This window comes from Streptomyces coerulescens (genome assembly GCF_042657965.1).
Classification (GTDB): domain Bacteria; phylum Actinomycetota; class Actinomycetes; order Streptomycetales; family Streptomycetaceae; genus Streptomyces; species Streptomyces coerulescens.
On sequence record NZ_JBHSKM010000024.1, the window covers coordinates 305,705 to 327,715 of the forward strand.

The 22,011-nt window shown below is 70.8% G+C and carries 21 protein-coding genes; 12 read left to right on the forward strand and 9 right to left on the reverse strand.

Annotated features, from left to right (window positions below):
- Window positions 1-90: 90 nt before the first annotated feature.
- The 3 genes from ACFPQ9_RS30890 to ACFPQ9_RS30900 all read right to left on the reverse strand — a co-directional run bounded on the left by ACFPQ9_RS30890 (window position 91) and on the right by ACFPQ9_RS30900 (window position 3,890).
- Window positions 91-2,637, reverse strand: coding sequence for a SpoIIE family protein phosphatase (locus tag ACFPQ9_RS30890; protein ID WP_380860675.1), 2,547 nt, complete (start codon window positions 2,635-2,637; stop codon window positions 91-93).
- A 234-nt stretch (window positions 2,638-2,871) separates the two neighbouring features.
- Entirely contained in the window at window positions 2,872-3,093 is a 222-nt protein-coding gene (locus ACFPQ9_RS30895) for a hypothetical protein (protein ID WP_380860678.1), read from the reverse strand.
- Window positions 3,094-3,410: 317 nt separating this feature from the next.
- Entirely contained in the window at window positions 3,411-3,890 is a 480-nt protein-coding gene (locus tag ACFPQ9_RS30900) for a WD40 repeat domain-containing protein (RefSeq protein WP_380860681.1), read from the reverse strand.
- Between the two features lie 610 nt (window positions 3,891-4,500).
- Between ACFPQ9_RS30900 and ACFPQ9_RS30905 the strand changes: the two genes are divergently transcribed.
- From ACFPQ9_RS30905 to ACFPQ9_RS30915, 3 genes are all read left to right on the forward strand, one after another.
- Window positions 4,501-5,817 carry an ABC transporter substrate-binding protein gene (locus ACFPQ9_RS30905; RefSeq protein ID WP_380860684.1) on the forward strand — a complete coding sequence of 439 codons (1,317 nt, stop codon included), beginning with the start codon at window positions 4,501-4,503 and terminating at the stop codon, window positions 5,815-5,817.
- A gap of 364 nt (window positions 5,818-6,181) precedes the next feature.
- Window positions 6,182-6,658 (forward strand): ATP-binding protein, encoded by a 477-nt coding sequence (locus ACFPQ9_RS30910; RefSeq protein ID WP_380860687.1) that lies wholly within the window; start codon window positions 6,182-6,184, stop codon window positions 6,656-6,658.
- An 82-nt stretch (window positions 6,659-6,740) separates the two neighbouring features.
- A complete protein-coding gene (locus ACFPQ9_RS30915) occupies window positions 6,741-7,316 on the forward strand; it encodes a helix-turn-helix transcriptional regulator (protein WP_380860690.1) in 576 nt (191 codons plus the stop codon).
- A 15-nt stretch (window positions 7,317-7,331) separates the two neighbouring features.
- On the opposite strand, the gene ACFPQ9_RS30920 is transcribed toward ACFPQ9_RS30915, so the two are convergent.
- From ACFPQ9_RS30920 to ACFPQ9_RS30930, 3 genes are read right to left on the reverse strand one after another with little or no spacing between them, the layout of a single operon-like run.
- Window positions 7,332-9,638, reverse strand: a complete 2,307-nt coding sequence (locus tag ACFPQ9_RS30920; RefSeq protein ID WP_380860693.1) for an ABC transporter permease — start codon at window positions 9,636-9,638, stop codon at window positions 7,332-7,334.
- A 3-nt stretch (window positions 9,639-9,641) separates the two neighbouring features.
- Complete coding sequence (locus ACFPQ9_RS30925) at window positions 9,642-10,448, reverse strand: ABC transporter ATP-binding protein (RefSeq protein WP_380860696.1); 807 nt, start codon at window positions 10,446-10,448, stop codon at window positions 9,642-9,644.
- Window positions 10,445-10,951: a PadR family transcriptional regulator gene (locus ACFPQ9_RS30930; RefSeq protein ID WP_380860699.1), complete on the reverse strand. Its 507-nt coding sequence runs from the start codon at window positions 10,949-10,951 to the stop codon at window positions 10,445-10,447. Before ACFPQ9_RS30930 ends, ACFPQ9_RS30925 begins: the two co-directional genes overlap by 4 nt.
- Window positions 10,952-11,116: 165 nt before the next feature.
- On the opposite strand from ACFPQ9_RS30930, the gene ACFPQ9_RS30935 reads away from it, so the two are divergent.
- Window positions 11,117-12,388 (forward strand): ABC transporter substrate-binding protein, encoded by a 1,272-nt coding sequence (locus tag ACFPQ9_RS30935; protein WP_380860702.1) that lies wholly within the window; start codon window positions 11,117-11,119, stop codon window positions 12,386-12,388.
- A 159-nt stretch (window positions 12,389-12,547) separates the two neighbouring features.
- Here ACFPQ9_RS30935 and ACFPQ9_RS30940 read toward each other — a convergent pair whose 3' ends face one another.
- Complete coding sequence (locus ACFPQ9_RS30940) at window positions 12,548-13,108, reverse strand: hypothetical protein (RefSeq protein WP_380860705.1); 561 nt, start codon at window positions 13,106-13,108, stop codon at window positions 12,548-12,550.
- A gap of 334 nt (window positions 13,109-13,442) precedes the next feature.
- On the opposite strand from ACFPQ9_RS30940, the gene ACFPQ9_RS30945 reads away from it, so the two are divergent.
- Window positions 13,443-14,705, forward strand: coding sequence for a PP2C family protein-serine/threonine phosphatase (locus tag ACFPQ9_RS30945; RefSeq protein WP_380860708.1), 1,263 nt, complete (start codon window positions 13,443-13,445; stop codon window positions 14,703-14,705).
- Window positions 14,706-14,724: 19 nt separating this feature from the next.
- Here ACFPQ9_RS30945 and ACFPQ9_RS30950 read toward each other — a convergent pair whose 3' ends face one another.
- A complete protein-coding gene (locus ACFPQ9_RS30950) occupies window positions 14,725-14,880 on the reverse strand; it encodes a hypothetical protein (RefSeq protein WP_380860711.1) in 156 nt (51 codons plus the stop codon).
- A gap of 140 nt (window positions 14,881-15,020) precedes the next feature.
- On the opposite strand from ACFPQ9_RS30950, the gene ACFPQ9_RS30955 reads away from it, so the two are divergent.
- Window positions 15,021-15,551: a hypothetical protein gene (locus ACFPQ9_RS30955; protein ID WP_380860714.1), complete on the forward strand. Its 531-nt coding sequence runs from the start codon at window positions 15,021-15,023 to the stop codon at window positions 15,549-15,551.
- Here ACFPQ9_RS30955 and ACFPQ9_RS30960 read toward each other — a convergent pair.
- Complete coding sequence (locus ACFPQ9_RS30960; RefSeq protein ID WP_380860717.1) at window positions 15,538-16,008, reverse strand: bifunctional DNA primase/polymerase; 471 nt, start codon at window positions 16,006-16,008, stop codon at window positions 15,538-15,540. The two genes, ACFPQ9_RS30955 and ACFPQ9_RS30960, sit on opposite strands and share 14 nt — an antisense overlap.
- A 254-nt stretch (window positions 16,009-16,262) precedes the next feature.
- Here ACFPQ9_RS30960 and ACFPQ9_RS30965 point away from each other — a divergent pair, with 254 nt between their 5' ends.
- From ACFPQ9_RS30965 to ACFPQ9_RS30990, 6 genes are all read left to right on the forward strand, one after another.
- Window positions 16,263-16,895, forward strand: a complete 633-nt coding sequence (locus ACFPQ9_RS30965) for a DUF998 domain-containing protein (RefSeq protein WP_380860720.1) — start codon at window positions 16,263-16,265, stop codon at window positions 16,893-16,895.
- A gap of 81 nt (window positions 16,896-16,976) precedes the next feature.
- Window positions 16,977-17,246 carry a hypothetical protein gene (locus tag ACFPQ9_RS30970; RefSeq protein WP_380860723.1) on the forward strand — a complete coding sequence of 90 codons (270 nt, stop codon included), beginning with the start codon at window positions 16,977-16,979 and terminating at the stop codon, window positions 17,244-17,246.
- Window positions 17,246-19,606 (forward strand): heavy metal translocating P-type ATPase, encoded by a 2,361-nt coding sequence (locus ACFPQ9_RS30975; RefSeq protein ID WP_380860726.1) that lies wholly within the window; start codon window positions 17,246-17,248, stop codon window positions 19,604-19,606. Before ACFPQ9_RS30970 ends, ACFPQ9_RS30975 begins: the two co-directional genes overlap by 1 nt.
- A complete protein-coding gene (locus ACFPQ9_RS30980) occupies window positions 19,603-20,145 on the forward strand; it encodes a copper chaperone PCu(A)C (RefSeq protein WP_380860729.1) in 543 nt (180 codons plus the stop codon). Before ACFPQ9_RS30975 ends, ACFPQ9_RS30980 begins: the two co-directional genes overlap by 4 nt.
- A gap of 156 nt (window positions 20,146-20,301) precedes the next feature.
- A complete protein-coding gene (locus tag ACFPQ9_RS30985; protein WP_380860732.1) occupies window positions 20,302-21,030 on the forward strand; it encodes a hypothetical protein in 729 nt (242 codons plus the stop codon).
- Window positions 21,031-21,225: 195 nt separating this feature from the next.
- Window positions 21,226-21,930, forward strand: coding sequence for a sigma-70 family RNA polymerase sigma factor (locus tag ACFPQ9_RS30990; RefSeq protein ID WP_380860735.1), 705 nt, complete (start codon window positions 21,226-21,228; stop codon window positions 21,928-21,930).
- Window positions 21,931-22,011: the final 81 nt, after the last annotated feature.

Genomic DNA, 22,011 nt, shown 5'->3' on the forward strand with positions numbered 1-22,011 from the left:
ACAGTGCCAGGACCTGGGACCCGTCGAGTTACCAGGGGGCGTATCGGAAGATCTGGGCAGGGGACAGCGGGGTTCGGAGAGCCTGCTGCCTCACGGCGGCGGGCCGGAGCCGGCGTGTGCGGACGTCGGCTCTGTCGCCGTCTGCGGTGGCGCGGCGAGCTCGGTGAGCAGGAGGGCGATGTCGTCCGCCCTGTCGGCGGAACGGCGGGCGTTCCGCAGCAGTGCGTCCGCCAGATCCTCCAGGCGGCCCCCGCCCATGCGGGCCAGTGACTCCCGCAGCCGGTCGATGTCGGAATCGATGTCCGAGTCACGCCTCTCGATCAGTCCGTCCGTGTACAGCGCCAGGACCGACCCGGGTACGAGGTGCAGCTCCGACTCCGGAAAGTGTGCCGCTGTGTCGATGCCGAGCAGAGGGCCGCCGGGCACATCCAGGACTTCGGCCCGGCCGTCGGGCAGGCGCAGCAAGGGCAGGGGGTGGCCGGCACGGACGATGCGCACGACCCCCGAGCGAGGACGGAGGCGGGCGTAGCAGCAGCTTGCGAGGAGCGCCGGGTCGAGGTCCATGTGGAGCCGGTTGGTGTTGGCGACGACGTCGCTCGGCCGGTGGCCGGCGGTGGCGAAGGCCCGCACCGCGCTTCGCAGCTGGCCCATGGCGGCCGCGGCGGCGACGTTGTGCCCCTCGACGTCCCCGACGATCAGTGCGACCTCGTCGCCGGTGGGGATGACGTCGTACCAGTCGCCGCCGATGTCCATCCCTCGGGTGCCCGGAAGATAGCGCCCGGTGACATCAAGGCCCGGCAGTGTGGGCAGCCGGTGCGGCAGCAGCGCGTTCTGCAGGCCGCGGGCGAGGGCGAATTCGGCGTCGTAGAGCCTGGCGCGTTCCAGGGCTTGGGCGATCAGGCCGCCCAGTGCGGTGAGGACGCCGCGCTCCTCGTCGGGAAATCGGTGGACGTCGTTGAAGCCGAGCAGGCAGACGCCGACCGGGCGATTCGAGGCGATCAAGGGCAGGAACGCCCAGGAGTTGGACTGACTGACCATGATCCCGGGGTACGTCTCCAGAAGCTCCTCACGGGACTCGACGAACAGCGGGGCCCCGGAGGTCAGCGCGTCCGTCACGGGCAGCCGGGCATGCAGCGGAGTGCCTTCGAACCGGGCGAGAAAGCGCTTCGAGTAGCCGCGCTGATCGAGCAGGCGCAGGCGCCGCTCCTCCACCACGGCGATCGCCAGCTTCTGACCGCCGAAAGCGGGCAGCAGCTGCTCGGCGACGGCCTCGAACACCTCGTGCGCGGTGACCGCCTCGGTGAGCGCGCTGCCCAGCGTGAGCACCCGGTAGAGGGAACCCACGCGCGGGGCCGCGGGCGGAGACGACCAGGAGGCGGGCGGCCCCCCTTCCGCGAGGGTTGCCCCGGGTCCGGTGTCGGCCGGTACCGGCTGTCGCACGGGTGCCGCCCAGCCCGTCATGCCCTGAGCGCCCGGGTGGAGGGAGAAGACCAGCCATGTGGCCGGTGGGCGGCGGACCAGGAAGGAGACCGGTTGCTGGGAGATCAGGGCGGCCCGGTAGCGGTCCTCGTACACGGGATCGGCCAGCCAGGGCAGGACGTCCCAGGGGCGTCGGCCGAGCAGTTCGTCCTGGCGGACCCGGAGCAGATCCTCCAGGCTGTGGTTGGCGTAGGCGACGCGACCGTCGGGCGAGAGCGCGAAGAAGCCGTCCGCGAGCCGCTCGATCGCCGCCACGGCGGCCATGCGGCTCCCGGAGTCGAGTACGGCGCCGACCAGATGGGCCGAGGCCTGAAGGTCGTCAGGGCTCTCGGGCACCCTGCCCCACAGCTCGACGGTGTGGTGGCCTCCGCGGCCGTCCCGGATGCGCAGGCAGTGTGCCAGTACGTGGCGTTCCTGGACCGCGGCACGGGCGGCGGACCGGAAGCCGGGCAGATCCGCGGGTTCGATCATGGCCGCCAGGGTGGCCGCCCGTCCGTCGAACTCGTGGGGCGGTATTCCGAAGATCGCGCACAGCTCGTCGTCGGCCGTGAGGGCTCCGGTGCCGAGATTCCAGTCGAACAGACCCACCCGGATCACCGGAGCGGATGGTAGCGGGACCACTACCGGAGCCGTCCGTTCGTCGTACTTACCGAGCGCGCCGCGGGCCCGCAGTCCGTCGAGGGTGGTGCCCAGCCGGTCGGCGGCGGAGCGCAGCTTCCGGCGCTGCGCCCTCGACAGCCCTGTCCCGTCCGGCCTGGCCGTCCACACCACGGCCATGGTGCCGAACGTCCGCTCGCCCGCCCGTACGGGGACCGATGCAGAACCGAACGGGTAGGGCAGGGCGACCGAGAGCTGCGGGAAGCGCCGCATCGTCTCCTCCGCGCCGGCCAGATGGACCATGCGCCCGGAGCGGTACGCCTCCGCCACTGGCAGACCGCTGTTCACCGGGATCCGACGCCACCCGCTGAGCAGGGAGGGCGGCGACCCGCACGACGCGGCCACTACGAGCGAGCGGTGGTCGCCGGAGAGCAGAAACACGCTTCCGGTATGCGCTCCGGCCAGCTCCACGGCACCGACGATGGCACTGACCAGCGCGTCGTCGCGCTCGGGCGCCTCGCCGACACTTGCGGCGCCGAACGGGTACAAGTTCGATGCCACACCGTTGGCCGACACGTTGCCCTCGATCGTCGATGGATAATTTGTTCCATTTTAGGACGGTCTATAGCTCCCCGTGGGCAGGTGCCGGGCCGCAGACGTGGCGATCAGCGCGGCAACGCAGGAGATCTTGCGTTCGTGCACGCCACGACTGTCGGTCCTTGCGTGACGAGGGTGCCGACCGTCACCCAACACTGGGAAGAGAAGTGCCGCTTCTGGGACCCCTTGTGCCCCGGCTCACCCGTCGACGGTGTAGCGGCCCACATCCCCCAGCGCCAGTGCCAGCAGCCCGTGGTCGAGCCCGACGATCAGCCGCTGTGTCGGCCATGTGACGGCAAGCTCCGGATGATGTACCGGAATCTCCTTGACCAGCGCCCGGTCCGCCACGTCCCACAGACGCACGGTCCGGTCGCTGCCGGCGGTGGCGAGGAGGTGACCTCCGTCACCGACCACGCTCACTGCGTTGACCGCTCCCGTGTGGCCCGAGAGGTCTCCGACGAGTTGGCCCCGTTCGGCGTCCCACAGGCACACCCCTCCATGCGTGCGCGGTGGCGAGCGCGGTCCGCCCAGTCACGGGCAGCGCGCACATCGCAAGGGTCTCGGTTGCGGCAATCAATTTGTGGCGTCGACCAGAGACCGCATCCCACATCCAGACCGCGCCGTCCTGCCCGTCCGTGGCCCAGTCGCGGTTGCCCTTCAACGTGCCGACGACGGCGCCGGAGTCGGGATCGCGCAGCTCGGTGCCGCCGTCGTCGCCGTTGGCGGCGACGAGCGGACTACCGCTGTTGTACGCGGGAGAGAGGGCGCGGATCGCGCTCACACGACTGGGCGCGCGGTGCGGCCGGGTCCCACAGCCGCACGGTGTGGTCGGCGCCACCACTGGCGAGCAGGTCTCGGCCGTTGACGCGCAGGACACAGAGGGAGTCCACGGAGTCGGAGTGGCCTTGGAGGGTGATGGCGATCCGGCCGGTCTCCGGGTCCAGCAGCCGGACCAGGTCGCTGCTGGTGCCGGCAAGTAGTGAGTGTCCCTCGACCGTGACGGCGTGCAGCGTGAAGGCCAGATCCTCACCAGGGAGCGTACCTACGCACCAGCCGCTGGCCGGTTCCCACAGCCGAACGGTCTTGTCCTCGCCCAGACTTGCCAACAGGACGCGCTCTGTCACCTCCACGGCGCACAGGGCGACGACGGAACTCTCGTGTCCATCGAGGGCACGGTCGCGTTCGCCGGTGTCGGAACGCCAGAAAACAAGAGCCAAGCCGTCGCTCCAGATGGATAGTTGGGTGGCCACCGCGCCAACCCCGCCTCGCCCCCGGTGCATGCCGCAGGCTGCCCTCTTGGCGGAGGGCGGCGCTGCGGTATGTAGTGCTCCTACCGCAGCACAGCGCCCCTCTACCGGCGTGGGGCACGCCTGTACTGCCCTCCCAAAGCAGCCAGCCCATGGGCATCACTCTGTTGTTGTGCACTGTCGCGGTCTGCACGACGGCCACGGCCGCCATGTACGAAGTCGCTCAGAGTCGAAGCCGCTGGGGCGAGGCCTCTGGGACCGTCAGGTTCGACTGAGCTTCCTGGGCTGGGCAAGCACGTCCTGAGTGTGGCCGCTCGGCGTGCGACGGCCGTCGCGGATGAAGCGCACCACGTCGTCGCCCTAGCGGCAACGGTCCTCCAGAGCGCCTCGGACAGTTGTCCGGCAGCAGGCCCCGCTGCCCGAAGGTGCACGCTTTGTGCGCGCTCGTTGAGACCTCCGGAAGCCCTCCCTAGCATGCGTGCATTCCTCTGGCCGATATCCGAGCCTTCGCATGCCTCGGCACCATCACCTCACCCGGTGAGAGCGCCGCTGCGCCGTCCCGAGAAGGACATCAACAACAATGCGTCGACAAGACACCCCGCTCGCCTGCTGTATCGCACTCCTTTTGGTTTCCAGCGTCGCATGCTCCGGACTCTCCGAGAAAGACGGTGGGGACAAGGAGCTGAGCGGTACGCGTATCACCGTGGCCGGCGCCTGGACCGGAAGTGAGCAGAAGAACTTCCAGAAGGTACTCGACGCCTTCAGCGACAAGACCGGGGCGAACGTGACCTTCGTGTCCACGGGAAACAACGTGTCCACTGCCGTAGGCGGCATGATCGAAGACGGGGACGCACCGGACGTGGCCTTGCTCCCGCAGCTGGGCGTGCTCGGGCAGTTCGAACGCAACGGATGGCTGGAGCCGCTTTCGGTCTCAGCGCGGGAGGCAGTGGACGCAAACTACGCCGACGTGTGGAGAGAGTACGGCAGCGTGAACGGCAGCCTGTACGGCGTGTACTACAAGGTGGCCAATAAATCGGCCGTCTGGTACAGCCCCAGCGTTTTCGCCGAGGCGAATGTCGGGCGGCCCACGACATTTGCGGAAATGCTGTCCGCCGGCCAGGCCATCTCCGACTCGGGACTCGCCGCGTTCGCCATTGCCGGGCGGGACGGTTGGACCCTCACGGACTGGTTCGAAAACGTCTACCTGTCGCAAGCAGGACCCGAGAAATACGATGCCCTGGCTGCCCACGAGCTGAAATGGACCGACGCATCGGTCGTCGAGGCACTCACTTCCCTCGGTAAGCTCTTCAAGGAAGACCATCTCATCGCGGGAGGTCGGGAAGGTGCCCTGAATACCGACTTTCCCGGCTCGGTGGAGAAGGTCTTCGGGACGGAGCCGGAAGCCGGCATGGTCTTCGAGGGTGATTTCGTCGCCGGTGTCGCCAAGGACCGGTTCGGCAAGGCGATCGGCCAGGACGTCAGCTTCTTCTCCTTCCCCGCCGCCAAGGGCGGCATTTTCCCCATCATCAGTGGTGGTGACGCCGCGGTCGTCCTGAAAGACGGCAAGAACTCGGCTGCCGGGATGAAGCTGGTCGAATATCTTGCCACCGCGGAGGCGGCGGCTGTGTGGGCGAAGCTGGGTGGATTTCTTTCACCCAACAAACGGCTCGACATCCACACCTATGACAGCCTCACCACTCGCGCCATGGCCGACTCGTTGATCGCTGCTGAGGACCAGGTGCGCTTCGACATGTCCGACCAGGCCCCGGCATCCTTCGGCGGTACCAGCGGCGCCAGCCAGTGGCGGATCCTGCAGAACTTTCTGCGTGACCCCTCCGACCCCGAGAGCGCGGCCGCGGAGCTCGAGGAAGCGGCAGCCGAGGCGTACCAGGACTGAGTTCAGTCCCGTACGGCCCCTGCGTGATCGGCGGCGGGCGGCCCTACTTACATGTTGACCTCGCCTCGTGGTGATCCTTCCGCGCATTCACGCAGGTTACCTGTGAGTTTTCCTGCGTAGACGCATTGACCGTGTCAGCGCGTGATACATAACATGTATGCATGAAGCTCCCGCAGGAGATTGAGACCGCCGGCCCCTCAGGGCCCGGCGGGGGGAGCCCTTCCAGCAACCTGTGCCCGGTATCGCCGAGCAGCGCGCGCTGTCACAGGCGCATGGCATACCCGTCCGGTGGCTGAAGAAGTCAGCGAGGCATGACATGAATCCCACACAAGCCGGTGTCGCCACACCACACAGGTTCCGTCCCTTGCCGAGCCGCACCGCGGCACCATCCCTTGCGGTTGCCGATGTGCACGAGCCGGACACCTGCCGGCGGGCGATGATGGCCCTGCCGGCGGAGGCGTGCCGAGTACGCACCGTCCGGCATTTCGTCCTCGCCCTCCTGGCGAGCTGGGGAGTCGTAGAGCCGGACCGGGATGCCGCAGGGCTGATCGTCAGCGAGCTGGCGGGTAACGCGGCTCAGCATGGCGGCGCCGAGATGACGGTGAATGTGAGTCTGTCGGACGAGCAGCTGTGCATCGATGTGGCCGATACCGGTCCCGCCACACGGGTGTCCCGCCCTCGCTGCGATGACCTTGACGAAGAGCGAGGCCGCGGACTCGACATCGTCGACCATCTGTCGGAGTGGATGGACATAAGTGCCGAGCCGGACAGCTGGCGAAGCCGCGTCGGCCTCCGAGTCGGCAGGGCAGCCGCGACGCAGAGCATCCCTCCGGCTGCGTAGTGCCGAGAAGTCGGTCCCAGTGCGGGACGGAGCGTTACGAGTGGCCGAGCTCTGATGAAAAACAAGAGAAGCAGGTGCGTCTGTGACCACGCGGATACCGGTGTTCGTCCATGCCGAAGACCCCCTCACGGCAGCGGGTCTGGAAGCGGCACTCAAAAGCCGGCCGGAGGTGACTCTCGTCGGCAGGGACGGCATCACCGCACGCACGGTGGCCGTGGCCGCGGTCGAAGCTTTCTCGGACGCCACGGTGCGTGCTCTGCGGGCGGTGAGCAGCCGCAGGTGCTCCCGCATGGTGCTGGTCACCGACGAACCGGCCGAGGAACGGCTGTGGGAGGTGTCGGCAGTGGGGGTGTGCGCGGTCCTCCCGCGCGCCGAGGCCAACGCGTGCCGGCTGGTTCAGCTCATCGTCGGTGCGACAGCAGGGCAAGGCTCCCTCCTCCCCGCGGCTGCGGTCCAGGAACAGCCGACAGGTCTGTCGGAACGGGAAATGCGCGTGCTGCAACTGGTCGCCGAGGGCTACGACACACGCGAAATCGCACGCGAGCTCAGCTACTCCGAGCGCACCGTCAAGAGCGCGCTGCACGACATCACAAGCCGCTACCAGCTGAAGAACCGCTCCCAGGCCGTGGCCTATGCACTGCGCGAGGGCCTGATATGACCTGGGACAGACGGGTCACATGGTCTCACTGAGGGTGTCCGCGAGTCGGTGGCGCACAGCGCGCACCGCGGGCAGGACCGATACGGCGACCGCACCGATCACCGCGGCCGCTGCCAGGACGACCAGCGTGATGACCGGCGGTGGCTGAGCGATGCCCGAGCCGATGCCGCTGGAAGCCCCCTGCAGATTGATGAGCCACTGGGAAGCCAGCACTCCCAGGCATGTGCCGACCACCGCGGCAGCCAAGGCGATAAAGCCGGTACCGGCCACGATGACCGCCACGATCTGCCGCGGCGTCAGCCCGATGGCCTTGAGCGCCAGGAGGTCACGGCGACGGTCCCGCACCCCGGCGGCGATGGTCGTCGAAAGTTCCGCAAGGCCGATCAGCGCCAGCACCGCGACCAGGCCGGCGATCACCGGCTGTACGGAAGTGAGCTCGCCGACCGGGTTCGCGCTCTCACGGATGTCCAGCCGTCCGCCCGCATCCTCATTGATCCGGTCCCTGACGGCCGAGGGGTCGGCGCCCGGTTCGAGGACGAGGGCGTAGAAGTCCGGCCGGAGTGCGGGATCGTTTTCCTGCAATGTGTTCAGGGAGGTGGAGATGACCCGTCCACTGTCCTCGGGCTCGATGCCGCGACCGACGATGTGCAGGACCTGAGGGCTGCCCCCGACCGTCATGCGGACCCAGTCCCCGACCTTCACACCGAGCAGGTCGAGCAGCCCCTGCCCGGCGATGGCCTCGTCCGGGCCCTCGGGCGCCCGGCCCTCGGCCACGGCGAACGGGTACGGAGCACCCGTGGTGCCCAGACCCCGGAGTGTGATCGTGCCGGTCTGCCCCGGTACCAGCGCCGCGACGTTGGCACCCGCATAGACGCCTGCCACCGCCGGATCCGAGGTGAGCAGACGCCGTAGCGAGGTGTCGTCGATACCGTCGCCGCGGGCCGTCAGCGCGGCAACGATCCCGACGTCCTGGGGGTCGTTCTCGAACCGGTCGAGCGTCGTCCAGGTGCCGAGCGCGATCGTGATGAGCAGGAGAGGGACAGCCAGACGTCCCACCGCCGCACCTGCGCGAAGGGGGAACTGGAAGGCGCCGCGCCAGCCCAGAACAAGGGCGGGCGGCAGGTGAAGGCCGAGCGCGCGCCGTACGGTTCCGGACATCCGCCGACCGGAGGGGACGGCTGCCCGGGCCCCCGGTACCGGCGGTACGCGGCCCGCCCGCCAGGCCACTGACGCGATCGTCGCGGTGATCAGGACGATGGCCCCGGCGACCACACCGGTGGGCACCCAGACATGCCCGGGGAGCGCCTGCCACAGCTGCACGGCCTCCCCGGCACGGCCGGGCAGACGGGCTCCCAGCAACTCGGTCAGCAGCGCACCGGCGACGATGCCCAGCACGGCCAGAGCCAGGTACTCGACCAGAAACATCCGGATCAGCTGCGCCGGAGTGAAACCGATCGCCTTCAGCACGGAGATGTCCCGGAGCGAGCTGAGGATTCTGGTGCCGACCGCACCCGCCCCGGCAAGCGCTGCCGCCAGCAGCGCGCCCACGCCGAAAACGCCCAGCAGCAGTCCGAGGAGCCGGTCGCCCCCCTGCGCCTTGGCCCGTGCGTCCTGCCAGGTGGAGATGCCGTCGATCTGGTCGGCGCCGAGCTCTGTGACGGCGCGCTGGATCACATAGTCGGTGTCCTGGGGATCGGTGAGCCGTAGCCCGATGACCTGCTCGTGCGGCTCGTTCGGTGCCATCAGGAGGAACGTGGTCGTGGACACCCACACCACTCCGGGCACCTCGCCCGGCTCGTACTGCGGCTCAGCGATGTCGGCGATACCGGCGATACGCAGGGAGTGTGCGGCTTCGTCCTTGACGCGCACGCTCACCTCGTCCCCGGGCTCGGCCCACAGCGCGCGAGCCAACGAACTCTCCAGTACGGCCTCGTCCGCAGCGCCGGGAGGCAGCCAGCGGCCGGCTGTGACCAGCGGCCGGGCCACCCCCGGCGGCTCGGCGCCGACGGCTCGCACCTGTACCGCTGCCGTGCTCCCGGCCACACCGGCGGTCGCGGGTGCGGTGCGGAACGGCCCTGACACGGCCTCCACCCCGTCGAGCCGGCCGAAGGCTCCGGGGTCGGCGCCGGCCTTGGTCTGAATCCATACGTGAGCGCCGGAGGACTGGGTGAAGATCCGCTGCCACGGGTTGGCCGCGTAACTGAGAAGGGCCCCGGCGAGCAGCAGGGAGACGATGATCCCGGCGGTCGCCAGCAGCAGGAAGAAGGCCTCTCCGCGGTGCCCGCGGAGATCGGCCCGTACCCAGCGCACCATGGCACGCATCGGTCAGCCCCCGAGGTCCAGCGTGCCGGAGACTCCACCGGGCCGCGGCCCCTCACGGCTCAGCGTGGCGTCGTCGGTGATCCGGCCGTCGAAGAGGCTGATGACTCGGTCGGCAGCGCTCGCCATCCGGGCGTCGTGGGAGACGAGCACGATGGTCTGACCCCGCCCGTGGAAGCGGGAGAGGAGTCGCAGCACCTCCCGGGTGCCCTTGCTGTCCAGGCTGCCGGCCGGTTCGTCGGCGAGCAGCAGAGCCGGATGGTTGACCAGGGCGCGAGCGAGGGCGACGCGTTGTTGTTCCCCGCCGGACAGCTCACCAGGAGTGCTGTTCTCCTTGCCCTCGAGGCCGAGGTCGGACAGCAGCTCCGCGCGTGCCTTTCGAGCCTGCACAGGGCTGTACCCGGCCAGCAGCGCCGGCAGCTCGACGTTGTCGGCCACGGTCAACTGGGAGACGAGGTTGAAGAACTGGAAAACGATCCCGATGCTACGGCGGCGCAGCAGGGCCCAGCGGGCCTCGCTGTAGGCGTCGGTCCGCCGCCCCTCGATCCAGATCCGGCCGGCGTCGGGACGGTCGAGACCGCCGAGGAGATGGAGCAGCGTGGATTTACCGGCACCGGAAGGGCCGGTGATGGCCACGAACTCACCGCGCCCGACACTCAGGTCCACCCCGCGCACAGCCTTGACGGCGGCCCCCACAGCCTGGTGGGTCTTGACCAGGTTCTCGGCGCGCAGGAGCGGCTCGGTCTCCGTGGCTTGCTTCCCGTCGGCGGCAGAGTCGGTCCCGCCGGACCCGGAAGGCGCCTGGCGCTTCATTCCAGCTCCTCCTGACAACGCTCCAACCAGTCGAGGTCCGCCTGAAGGTGCAGCACGGCGCCTTCGATCAGCAGCTGTGCCACCCGATTTTCCTGGTCCTCGGCCGCAGCCAGCTTCGACAGATCACGCATGACGTTCAGATAGTGGCGGCGCTGCTTGTTGATCAACGAGATCTGGTCGGCCACCCCTGATTCCGGGGCCAAGGCAATCTTCATGAAGAAATCACCCCGGACCCGAGGTTCGTCGGTGGGCTCCTCGAACCACGCGACCACCGCCTCACGCCCTGCCGGAGTCAGTTGGTAGGTCCGTTTGTTCGGACGGGTCTCCTGAGCGACATCCTCACCCTCGATGAGACCTGACTTCTCCAGCCTGCCCAAGGTCACATAGATCTGCCCGATATTCGGCTGGGGATATGCCGCGCCGAGCAGGTCCTCGAGCGCCCGCTTGAGCTGGTAGCCGTGGGCCGGTCCATTGGCCAGGAGGGCCAGCAGAGCCAGACGCAATCTCGCCCGCCTCCCTTCCCCGACGTAAGGTCATATTGGGTAGCCCGCCCCATTGGGACGCTGAAATTTTCCGGACGCCTGCGTGACGTCCAGTATCCCCTAAATACATAACCGTTAGACAGATCGAGTAGGGTGCAATTGCTGTTCATTGCATCAGGAGGAGTCATGCGGTGGACCCGTGCCGCGGGCAGGGGGCTACTGGTGGCTGCCCTGATCGGCGCCGGTTACGCCGGCTGCACGGCCACCGGGGCGGAATCCCGGCAGACCGCTGGCAGAGGTCCGATGACGCTGGTCACGGGCGGGGACCTCACCGGATACCTGGACGGGGTCCTGAAGGACTGGAACCGGGCCCACCCCCAGGAGAAGGTCACCCTCGTCGAACTGCCCGAAGCCGCCGACGAGGTCCGGGCGCAGATGTCCACCAGCCTCCGCTCCGGCAGCGACCGCTACGACGTCCTCAATATCGACGTGGCATGGACCTCGGAATTCGCCGCCGCGGGCTGGATCTCTCCCCTCAATGCCGACCGCTTCCCCATCAAGACCTTCCTCCCTCCCGTCGTGGACACCGCGACCTTCGACGGGCGTCTGTACGCACTGCCGTACGTGACCAACGCCGGTCTGTTCTATTACCGCAAGGACATCCTGGATAAAGAGGGGGAGAAGCCACCGAGCACCTGGGCCGAGCTGGAACGCCTGGCCAAGACACTGGCACCGAAATATGGGCTGGACGGATATGCAGGGCAATTCCTGCCCTACGAAGGCCTGACGGTGAACGCCGCCGAAGCAGTACAGGCCCAAGGCGGTTCCATCCTGGTCGACGAAGGAAATCGGGTGACGGTGGACTCGCCCGCTGCCCGCCGGGCCCTGGAGTTCCTCGCCGACGGAGTGCGAGAGGGCTGGATCCCCAAGGAGGCACTCACCTATAAGGAAGAGGAATCCCGCACAGCCTTCCAAGAAGGCCGACTTCTTTTCCTTCGCAACTGGCCCTACGTATACGCACTGGCCAATGGCGCGGACTCCGAAGTCGCCGGCAAGTTCGGTGTGGTGCCACTGCCGGGTACGCGGGACCACGCAGCCGGGATCCTGGGCGGCTCCAATCTCGCGATCAACGCGAACTCCCGTCACCGTGCCTCGGCGAATGATCTCCTGGCGTACCTGACCAGTGACCGGGTCCAACGGCAGGTCCTGGCCGACGGCGGCCTGCCTCCCGTGCGGGCCGACCTCTACAGCGACCCGGCGCTCATTCGGCAGTACCCCTATCTGCCCACCCTGCGCAAGGCAGTGCTGGCCGCGAAGCCGCGGCCCAAGTCCCCGCGTTACGACCAGGTGAATCTCGCGGTTCAGGCCATCGTCCAGGACGTCATGGCCCAGCGAGAGACACCGGAAAGCGCCATCGCCCGGCTGAAACGGGAACTCGAGGCCATTGCCCGACCTTGATCAGGCGGGGCCTCGCTGGTGCTCCAGCCGCTGTGGTCCTCCCGGAAGGGGATGACCACGGCATCGGGCTGGTGCCCGTCGCAATCCGGATGGGCTGAGGCGCATTCGGAGTCGGCCTCGGTGAACGCGTCGACGCCGCGGGTGTCCTGGGCCGTGCCGTCACGGCCGTACGTGTTCCACCGCCACGCACTGACGTACCAACTGCCCATCCTCGACCGGCCGCTCGGCCGGAGTCGTATGGCCGTGGGCGGCGGGCGCGCAGTGCCCTTGGAGGCGGGAGAGTTCGCTCGCGCAGCGTTGCAGGGCCACCTCCAGGACCTCCGGCATGTTGAGGGTGCCGGTGCCGTCCGGCGGGACCAGCCAGCGCAGGGCGCCCCATCGGCAGTGCGGGGCGGGTGCCGCGATCCACGTCCCGGCGCCCAGCAGGCGCACGCCGGTGCCGATCCACACGGTCTGTGGCTCCGGGGGCAGCAGGAAGCCCACATGGCGGCGCCGGGCGTCCAGCAGGCAGGGGCCGGGTTCGAGCAAGGGCAGTTCTTCGAGCAGGTCGGCAACCCGCAGCCCAAGTTGCTCCGGCACGACCAGCACGTCCCAGAACCGCCCGGCCTCCAGCAGCGCCACCCCGGTGCTGCCGTTCTGCCACTCCTGCTTGCACGCGCCCGGGTCCTCCGACGCCGCCGCCAGCCATTCCATCGAATTCGTCCACTGCGTGAGTGCCATGAGGAGCCTCCCTGTGGTGCGCTGACGTCCGGTTGATGCCCTAGTGCACCGGGTGGTCGGTGTCGCGGCCATACGGCGGGAGCTCAATTCCCCGTATGGGGCGAGCGCCCGCGCGTCAAACAGGCAGGTAGCAGGGCGTGCGCCCCCGTGCCGTCGGAGCACGCCGGAGCCGGTCGAGCGCGCCGGGCCCGCCCGGCGCCGCCCGTCCCCATCGGTCACCGCCCGTACGCTGTCCGTGCTCGCGTCCCATGCGGCGACCTCGCGGGACATGTGCCGGGGGCCGGGCGGTCTGTGCGTTACCTGTGAATATTTGTCACCGTTTTAGGGTGTTTGTGTGGTGCGCTGGTTCCAGTCGTTTCATAGACCGCCGAGGCCGGGGCGCGCCGAGTCCGGCGGCGCACCCGAGCAGGACCTCGTCGCGCCGTCCCGGCTCGCCGCGCTGCGCACCGCACTGGCCGGGATCGGCACCACCCTCGACGAAGGTGTGACCTGCGCTGAGCTGACTCGGGAGGCGGTCCGTCAGGTCGGCGGCGCGGCGGCCGTGCTGCGGGTCGACGGCGAGGGTGCGGCGCGGTACGAGGCGGTCAGAGGCGATCCGGCGCTGCTGCCCGGCGTCCCGTGGGCCCTGGCCGCGGCGCGGGAGACGAGCGGCCCGGAGAAGGCGAGGTCCCTCATCCCGTACTCCTCGGCCGGCCGTGCCCGACCGGCTCTCTGCGTTTCTCTGACCACCGGCGAACACCCCTACGGCGGGCTGGTCTGCGCCCGCGAGCGGGAAGCGTTCACCGAGGAGGAGGCCGTGTTCCTCAGCCTGCTCGCCGAACGTGCGGCCTCCCACATCCGGCACGCCCGCGAGCACGAGCGGGTCAGTGGCATGGTCGGAAACCTCCAGCGCGCCCTGCTCGCCGAGCCCGGCCGTCCGCACCCGAACCTCGACGTCGCCATCCGCTACCTGCCCGTCGGGCAGAGCGCCCTGGTCGGCGGCGACTGGTGCGAGACCGTCCGGCTGCACTTCGGGCGGACCCTGCTCGTGGTCGGCGACGTCATGGGGCACGGCCTGGAGGCAGCCGTGGACATGACGGCGTACCGCTCCTCACTGCGCTACATCGCCTCCGCCGACCTGCCCCCGCACCGGGTGCTGCGCCGGCTCGACGACAGTGCCTCCGCGGAGCCGGACCGTCGTCCCGCCACCTGTCTGATCGCCCGCGTCGACCCCAACCGGGGCCAGGTCACCCTGGCCAGCGCCGGTCATCTGCCCCCGGCCGTGATCGACGGGCAGGGCCGCATCTCACTGCTGCCGGTGCCGGTCGGCCCGCCCCTGGGCACGGGCCTCGGCGGCTACGAGCCCGCCACCTACCAGCTGGACCCGACACAGACGCTGGTGCTCTTCACCGACGGTCTCGTCGAGCACCGGGACGAGGACATCGACCACTCCCTGGACCGGCTGGCGGGCGTCGCCGTCGCGGCCACCGCGGGCGTCGAGGACGTCATCGACACCGTGCTCGCCCGCCTCGACGCCCGGCACGCCGAGGACGACGTCGCCGTACTCGCCGCCCAGCTGCACGACCGCGTGCCGGGCGGCGACGGCGAGCACGCATGAGAGTCGCCGGCTCCGTGGCTCACCAGTCGTCGTGCTCGTACTGCGCGCCCGAGACGTACGGGTCGTGCCGCCGGGCCGGCGCCTTGGACGGCAGTTCCGTCGGCGGCAGGCTCGCCTCCCGCAAGGCGTCGCACCACGGGCAGTCGGCGGTGTCCTCGCTGTCGTTCCGCTCCAAGCCGGTCGCTCCTGTCGTGTTCGATGGCGGGCGCTGGTCTTCGGGCACGGATGACTCCATACGGGTCATGTCCTCACTCGACTGGGTGGTGGCGGAGGCGTCCGGCGTACCACCGGCGCACGCCGCGGCGTTGCTCCGGCATGGACAGCACTGATTCGGCGCGGCGCGTCCTCGGCGGCGACGGCGCACCCATGTCGTACGTCGTGCCGGTCACCGGCGTCCGGGGCCAGCCGTCGATCTACGCGGCCCTGGTCGCGGAGTGGCGTGCCAAGGGGCGCACCGTTCCCGGGCGCCGTGACGTGGCGTGGGACCTTCTGGTGGCCGCCGCCGGCCGAGGGCAGACCGGCACCTTCTGGGCCGTCGGCCCGTACGCCGGGCTGCCCCCGGCCGTCGTCGCGCCCCCGGCGGACGACGCACCGGCGCGGACGGGCGAGGGTCTGGCACGGCCGGACGACCGCAGCCTCGGGACGGTGAGGCGGGACGCCACCGAGGCCGAACCGGTCACCGCCAAGGGCGAGCTGGGCGCCCATGAGGATGAGCGGCGGCACCGGCCGCACGAGCCGGTGCCTGCGATCCTCGTCCCCCGGGGCCTTCCCGGGCCGTTGTTCGTGTGGGAGAGCACCGGTGGTGGCGGACGCGTCGGCGTGGCCGATCCGCTCACGACCGACTGACGCCCACCGGGACGGCGAGCGTGCGGCCGGCCTCGCGCAGCGCCAGCCGCACGACGTCCGGGTCGTACAGGGCGCCGGTCCCGTCCGGCGGCAGCACCCACTCCATCCGCCAGCCCCCGCAGTGGTAGGGCGGCGGTACGGCGACCCACGACCCCCGCCCGGCGAGGCGGACCCCGGCGCCCGCCCATCCGGTGGCGCCGGCGGGCGGGATGAAGAAGCCGACCCTGCGCGCCCCGCAGTTCATCAGGACCGGCCCGGACACCCGCGGTCTCATGCGTCTGAGGAGATCCAGGGTGCTCAGGCCGAGGCGTTCGGGAACGCTGAGCACGTCCCAGAGGCGGCCGGCCTCCAGCAGCACCGCGTCCGCGCCCTGGTCCCACTGCCGTTGGCACGACCGAGGATCCGTCGCGGCCGCCGCGAGCCACTCGACGGCCTGCTCTCCCATGGCGCGTTGCATGTCCCACTCCCCGCACTCTCGGCTCCGCCGTCCCGTTCAGGGCCCCTCATGCTGGTGGATATTTCTATGTGCCGGAAGGGGTGGCGTGGCCTGGCGTTTGCAGGTGGTTCGTGCGGCTTTCGGAGAGGCGTTCGACTCCGGACGTCGCGCCGACGCCCTGGTGCGCACGGCGACCTGACGGCCTGTCGCCCGCGGCGCTCGTCGTCTGCGTGTAGCTGACGGGGCAACGGATTCGTGCGTTTTACGGTGTCTTGATGCGACTTGTGCCTAGATGGGCGCTGCTTTCGTCAGGATGCGCGCCTGTCGTACTGATCGGTGGGTGGATGATCGCGGCACGGCTGGAAGGCCCCGCCTACGACCCCGTCACGCAGACGATCAGCGTCCTGGCGGCCTACGGCGCCGCGGGATTCTGGGTCATGACCACAGCGCTCGCCGCCCTGGGCATCTGCCATCTGATCACCGCACTGGGGCTGCGGGCGGCCGCGCTCCCGGGACGGGTGGCCTTGGGCGCCGGGGGAGTGGCGGCGTTCGTGGTGGCCGCGCTCCCGCCGCCGAGCAGCGGGGGATCCCTGCGGCACGGCGCGGTCGCCGGGGTCGGCTTCGCCTTCCTCGCCATGTGGCCCGTCCTGGCCGCCGACCGCCGGGGCGCCGGACCCTGGGGGCTCAGGCTCCTGCCCTCGCTCGCGGCGACCCTGCTGATGCTCGTCAGCGCGGTCTGGTTCCTGGTCGAGATGCACACCGACGGCGCCGCCGGCGTCGCCGAACGCCTGGTGACCTCCCTCCAGTCGCTGTGGCCCTTCGTGGTCGTCGCCTCCTGCCTCCGGCACCGTTACGGCGACACTCGCCCACGGGGCGAGAGCGACGCCTGCGGGCGGCGCGCGCGGTGATCGACATGGCGGACAAGGTCCGGGAACTCCCCGTCCCCCGGCCCCGACTCCTGTAGCGGTACGCACCTCAGGAGGCCGGTGATGGAACAACCCCAGCAGTCCGCTCGCGGGACGGGCGTGGTGCTGCGCGCACTCGCGCCGCCACCCGCCCTCTGCGGGTTTCTGCTGCTGCTCGCCCTGATCTTCACGGCGTCGTACGCCGTCGGAGCCGCCTCCGGGCCCGTCGCGCCCGGTATGCACGGACCGGGGACGAGCGGCAGCGGCGACGGCCGGAACCCCGACGACACCGGCGACATGGGAGACATGGGGAACATGGGCGACACGGACATGCGGCACGGGAGCGGCGGCTGATGGCGACCGAACCGGCGCCCCCGATGACCACCACGGACCTGGCCGTCGGCGGGATGACCTGCGCGGCCTGTGTGCGGCGGGTGGAGAAGAAGCTCGCCAAGCTGGAAGGCGTCACGGCGACGGTCAATCTGGCCACCGGGCGGGCCCGGGTGAGCCATCCCCCGCACGTCCGCCCCGAGGAACTGGTGGCGACCGTAGAGCAGGCCGGTTACACGGCCGCCCTGCCCGAGCCGCCCAAGCCCCGTCACCGCCCGGACGGAGCAAGTCCCAGGGAGGAAGCGGGGGGTGAGCGTGCGTCCGACGACGCCCGGTCGGAACGGGACCGGCTGCTGGTCACCGCGCTGCTCGCGGTGCCGGTGCTCGTGCTGTCGATGGTGCCCGCCTGGCAGTTCCGCAACTGGCAGTGGCTGTGCTTCGTACTGGCCGCCCCGGTCGCCCTGTGGAGCGCCTGGCCCTTTCACATGCGGGCCCTGCGCGGCCTGCGCCACTCGACGGCGACGATGGACACACTCGTCTCCCTGGGCGTGGTGGCGGCCTTCTCCTGGTCGGCGTACGCCCTGTTCCTCGGCGGCGCGGGCGAGCCGGGGATGCGGATGCCGTTCAGCCTGCTGCCCTCCGCATCGGACGCCCCCGGCGGAGCCGCTGATGCAGGCAGTGCGCACGTCTACCTCGAAGCGGCGGTCGGCGTCCCCCTGTTCGTGCTGGCCGGCCGCTTCCTGGAGGCTCGGGCCCGCCGCGGAACCGGGGCGGCGCTGCGGTCGCTCGCCCGCCTCGCCGCCAAGGAGGTGTCGGTCCGGGAGGGCGGCACCGAACGCCTCGTCCCCATCGAGGAGTTGACGGTCGGGCAGATCTTCGTCGTACGGCCCGGGGAGCGGGTCGCGACGGACGGTGAGGTGACCGAGGGCAACTCCGCCGTCGACCTGTCGCTCGTCACCGGGGAGAGCGACCCCGTCGAGGTAGGGTCCGGCTCGCCGGTGGTGGGCGGCGCCGTCAACGCGGGCGGGATGCTGCTGGTGCGGGCCACGGCCGTGGGCGCGGACACCCAACTGGCGCGGATCACCCGCCTGGTGACGGACGCCCAGGCCGGCAAGGCGCGGGCGCAGCGGGTGGCCGACGCCGTCGCCGGGGTGTTCGTGCCCGCGGTGCTGGCGCTGGCCGTCACCGTGCTCGGGTTCTGGCTCGGAGCGGGGGCCGACCCGCAGGCGGCGATCACCGCGTGCGTCGCCGTCCTGGTCGTGGCGTGCCCCTGCGCGCTGGGCCTGGCCACCCCGACCGCGCTGATGGCGGCCACCGGACGCGGCGCGCAGCTCGGCGTCCTGATCCGCGGCCCGCAGGCCCTGGAGGGGCTCCAGCACATCGACACCGTCGTCCTCGACAAGACGGGCACCCTCACCTCCGGGCACATGACCGTCGCCCGTGTCACGGCCGTGCCGGGCGGGCTCGGCAAGGACGCCGTGCTGCGGCTGGCCGGTGCGGTGGAGCAGGGCTCGGAACATCCGCTGGGCCGTGCCGTCGTGGCGTACGCCCGCCGGGCTCTGTCCGAAGCGGAGGAGTTGCCCGAGGTGCGGGACTTCCGCGCCGAGGCCGGCCGGGGCGTGCGCGGCCTGGTCGAGGGGCGCATGGTCGAAGTGCTCGCGCCGGACGAGGAGTTGCCCACGGCGCTGGCGGAGGCCCTGCCGGTGGCGGAGGCCGCCGCGCGCACACCCGTCGTCGTCCTCGTCGACGGGGCCGCCGAAGCACTGATCGAGATCGGGGACGTCGTACGGCCCGGCAGCTACCGTGCGGTGGACCGGCTGCGTCGCCTCGGGGTGCATCCGGTGCTCGCCACCGGCGACCGCGAGGCACCGGCCCGCGCCGTCGCCTCCACCCTCGGCATCGAAGAGGTGCACGCGCGCCGGACGCCCGAGGACAAGGCCGACCTGGTGCGGGAACTGCGAGGCGAGGGCCGCCGGGTCGCGGTTGTCGGCGACGGCGTCAACGACGCGGCGGCGCTGGCCGGCGCCGACCTCGGCATCGCCATGGGCACCGGTACGGACGTGGCGATCGGGGCCGCCGACGTGACCCTGGTGCGCGGTGACATCGAAGCCCTGGGGGACGCCGTCCGGCTCGCCCGGCGCACCCTGGGCACGATTCGCGCCAATCTGCTGTGGGCCTTCGGCTACAACCTCGTGACCGTGCCGCTCGCCATGGTCGGCCTGCTCAACCCCATGGTCGCCGCCGTGGCCATGTCGGCGAGCTCCCTGCTCGTGGTGGGCAACAGCCTGCGGCTGCGGGCCTGGCAGCCGACAGCGGGCCGCCGCCGTGAGCAAGCCGGAGTGCGGGGCCGCACCCCCGTCGTCGCCGGAGGACGTACCCGATGACCCTGTCCACCGCCGAACGGCCGGCCGCACCCCGGGCCTGGCGCCCGACCCGTCGCCGGATCACCGACGGCCTGCTCGCCGCCCTTGCCCCGATCGCCGCATGCGGTGTCGCCCTGGGCGGACTGACCACCTGGGTCGGCTCCGGCAACGCGGGCGGCCCGGCGCGGATCACAGTGACCGACGGGCGGGTCTTCCTGCCCTACGGCGAGGTCCGGGACACCGCCGCCTTCTTCCGGATCTCCAACTCCGGCGGCTCGGACGACCGGCTGCTGAAGGTGACGTCGTCCGCGGTCCGCGGCGAGGCGACGCTCAGCCGTCACCGGATGGCCGCCGGCAACGCCGCGTCCGCGGAGACCGTGGACTCGGCCGGCATCCCGGCCGGCGGCAGCCTCGCGATGTCCCCGTTCGGACTGGACGTCACACTGCGGGCCGATCCGAAGTGGGTGGCGGGCACATATGTGCCGTTCACACTGCACTTCCAGCACGGTGGGCGGATCGAAGTGCAGGCCAGGGTGGTCCGCCCCGGCGAGGGCGGGTGAGACGGCCCCACACCTTCACCTGTCGGCCGGTGTGCGTGCCCAGTTCCCTCTCACCGACGTGTCCTGTATCACTCTTCTGGGCTTGAGTGCGGGACGGGGGTGTTGTGCGTACCCACCCGTGACGAGTGGGCCCAGGATGCGAGGATGAGGGCCGTCATGACTGCTGGGTGGGGTGTGCGCACGATACGGGCCGCGGTGTTCGCGTCCGTCTGTGTGCTGCTCGCCGCCCTCGGCCACGTCCTCATGTCGGGCCGAACCGTCCCCTGGTGGACGCTGGCCGCCGGTGCCGTCCTGACGGGCGGCGCGGGCTGGTGCCTGGCGGGCCGCGAGCGCGGGCTCCCGCTGGTCGTGTCCGTCGTGGTCGCGGCCCAGGGCGGGCTGCACACGGCCTTCGAGTTCGCACAGTCCTCGACTGCCACCGCCACCGCGCACGACATGGGTTCCATGTCCATGCACGGGGGTTCCATGTCCGGGAGCTCCCTGCACGGGGGTTCCATGGAGCCCCTGTCCATGGACGCCATGAGTTCCCTCGGGTCCATGGGTTCCGCCGGTTCCATGTCCCTGGGGCACATGGGGATGCAGCACATGGACATGGGCCACGACATGGGTGTCACATCCTCCTTCGGCATGTTCGCCGCCCACACCCTCGCCGCGCTGCTGTGCGGCCTGTGGCTCGGCCACGGTGAACGCGCCGCGTTCCGCATCCTGCGGGCCGTCGCCGGATGGCTGGCCGCCCCGCTGCGGCTGTCGCTCGCTCTGCCCGCACCACCGCACCGCCCCCGTCTGCGTCCGCGCCGCGGTCGTTCCGACCGGGCGCCGCGCCTGCTTCCGCTCGCCCACACGATCACCTCTCGGGGTCCGCCTGCGGGGATCGCTGTCAGCTGAGACAGCCGGTTCCCCGAGGCACGCGACCGGGCCTCGGGCCTTCGGCCGTACCTGCCGTACGGCCGTGTCCCTTGCTTCCCCGGACCCGTCCGGCGCGGTGTACCCGTACGTCTCCCGCCGCCGTGCCCAGGTGCCGGCGGTGACGCCGTCGTACCCGCCTCCGCGCCGGAGTCCGGACTACCGAGAAGGAACCAGGTGATCACTCCTGCCCTGCCCACCGCGCGCCCGACCCGCGTGCGGCACACGAAGGCGGACAGCACCTCCACGACGGTCTCCCGCGACGAGTCGACGACCGCGTGGGCGCTGGCCGCAGGCGGCGGCGACGCGGACGCGACCGACCGTTTCGTCCGCTCGCTGCACCGCGACGTCGTGCGCTACGTGGCGCATCTGTCCGCCGATCCGCAAGCCGCCGACGACCTGGCCCAGGACACGTTCCTGCGGGCGCTCGGCAGCCTGCACCGGTTCGAGGGCCGTTCCTCGGCACGGGCCTGGCTGCTGTCCATCGCGCGGCGCGCGGTGATCGACAGCCACCGGTACGCGGCCGCCCGGCCCCGGCTGTGCGACACCGACGACTGGACGCTCGTCGCCGAACGCGCCCAGCCGACCGGTCTGCCCGGCTTCGACGACGGCATCGCGCTGCTCGACCTGCTGGACGCGCTGCCCGACGAGCGCCGCGAGGCGTTCGTCCTGACCCAGATGGTGGGCCTGCCGTACGCGGAGGCGGCCGAGATGAGCGACTGCCCCGTCGGCACGGTCCGCTCGCGCGTGGCCCGCGCCCGGGCGACCCTCGTCGAGCTGCTGGCGGAGGCCGAGGCCGAGGCCACGGTCGCGGACGACGCCGCGCCGCTCGCCGAACCGGCCGTCTCAGCCCTGGCCGAACCGGCCGCCGTGGCGGCCTGACCCGGAATCCGGTGTCGGTTCCCTTTGCCGGGAACCGACACCGGGTTCGCCCCGACTACTGGATCGGGCGGCGGACCTCCG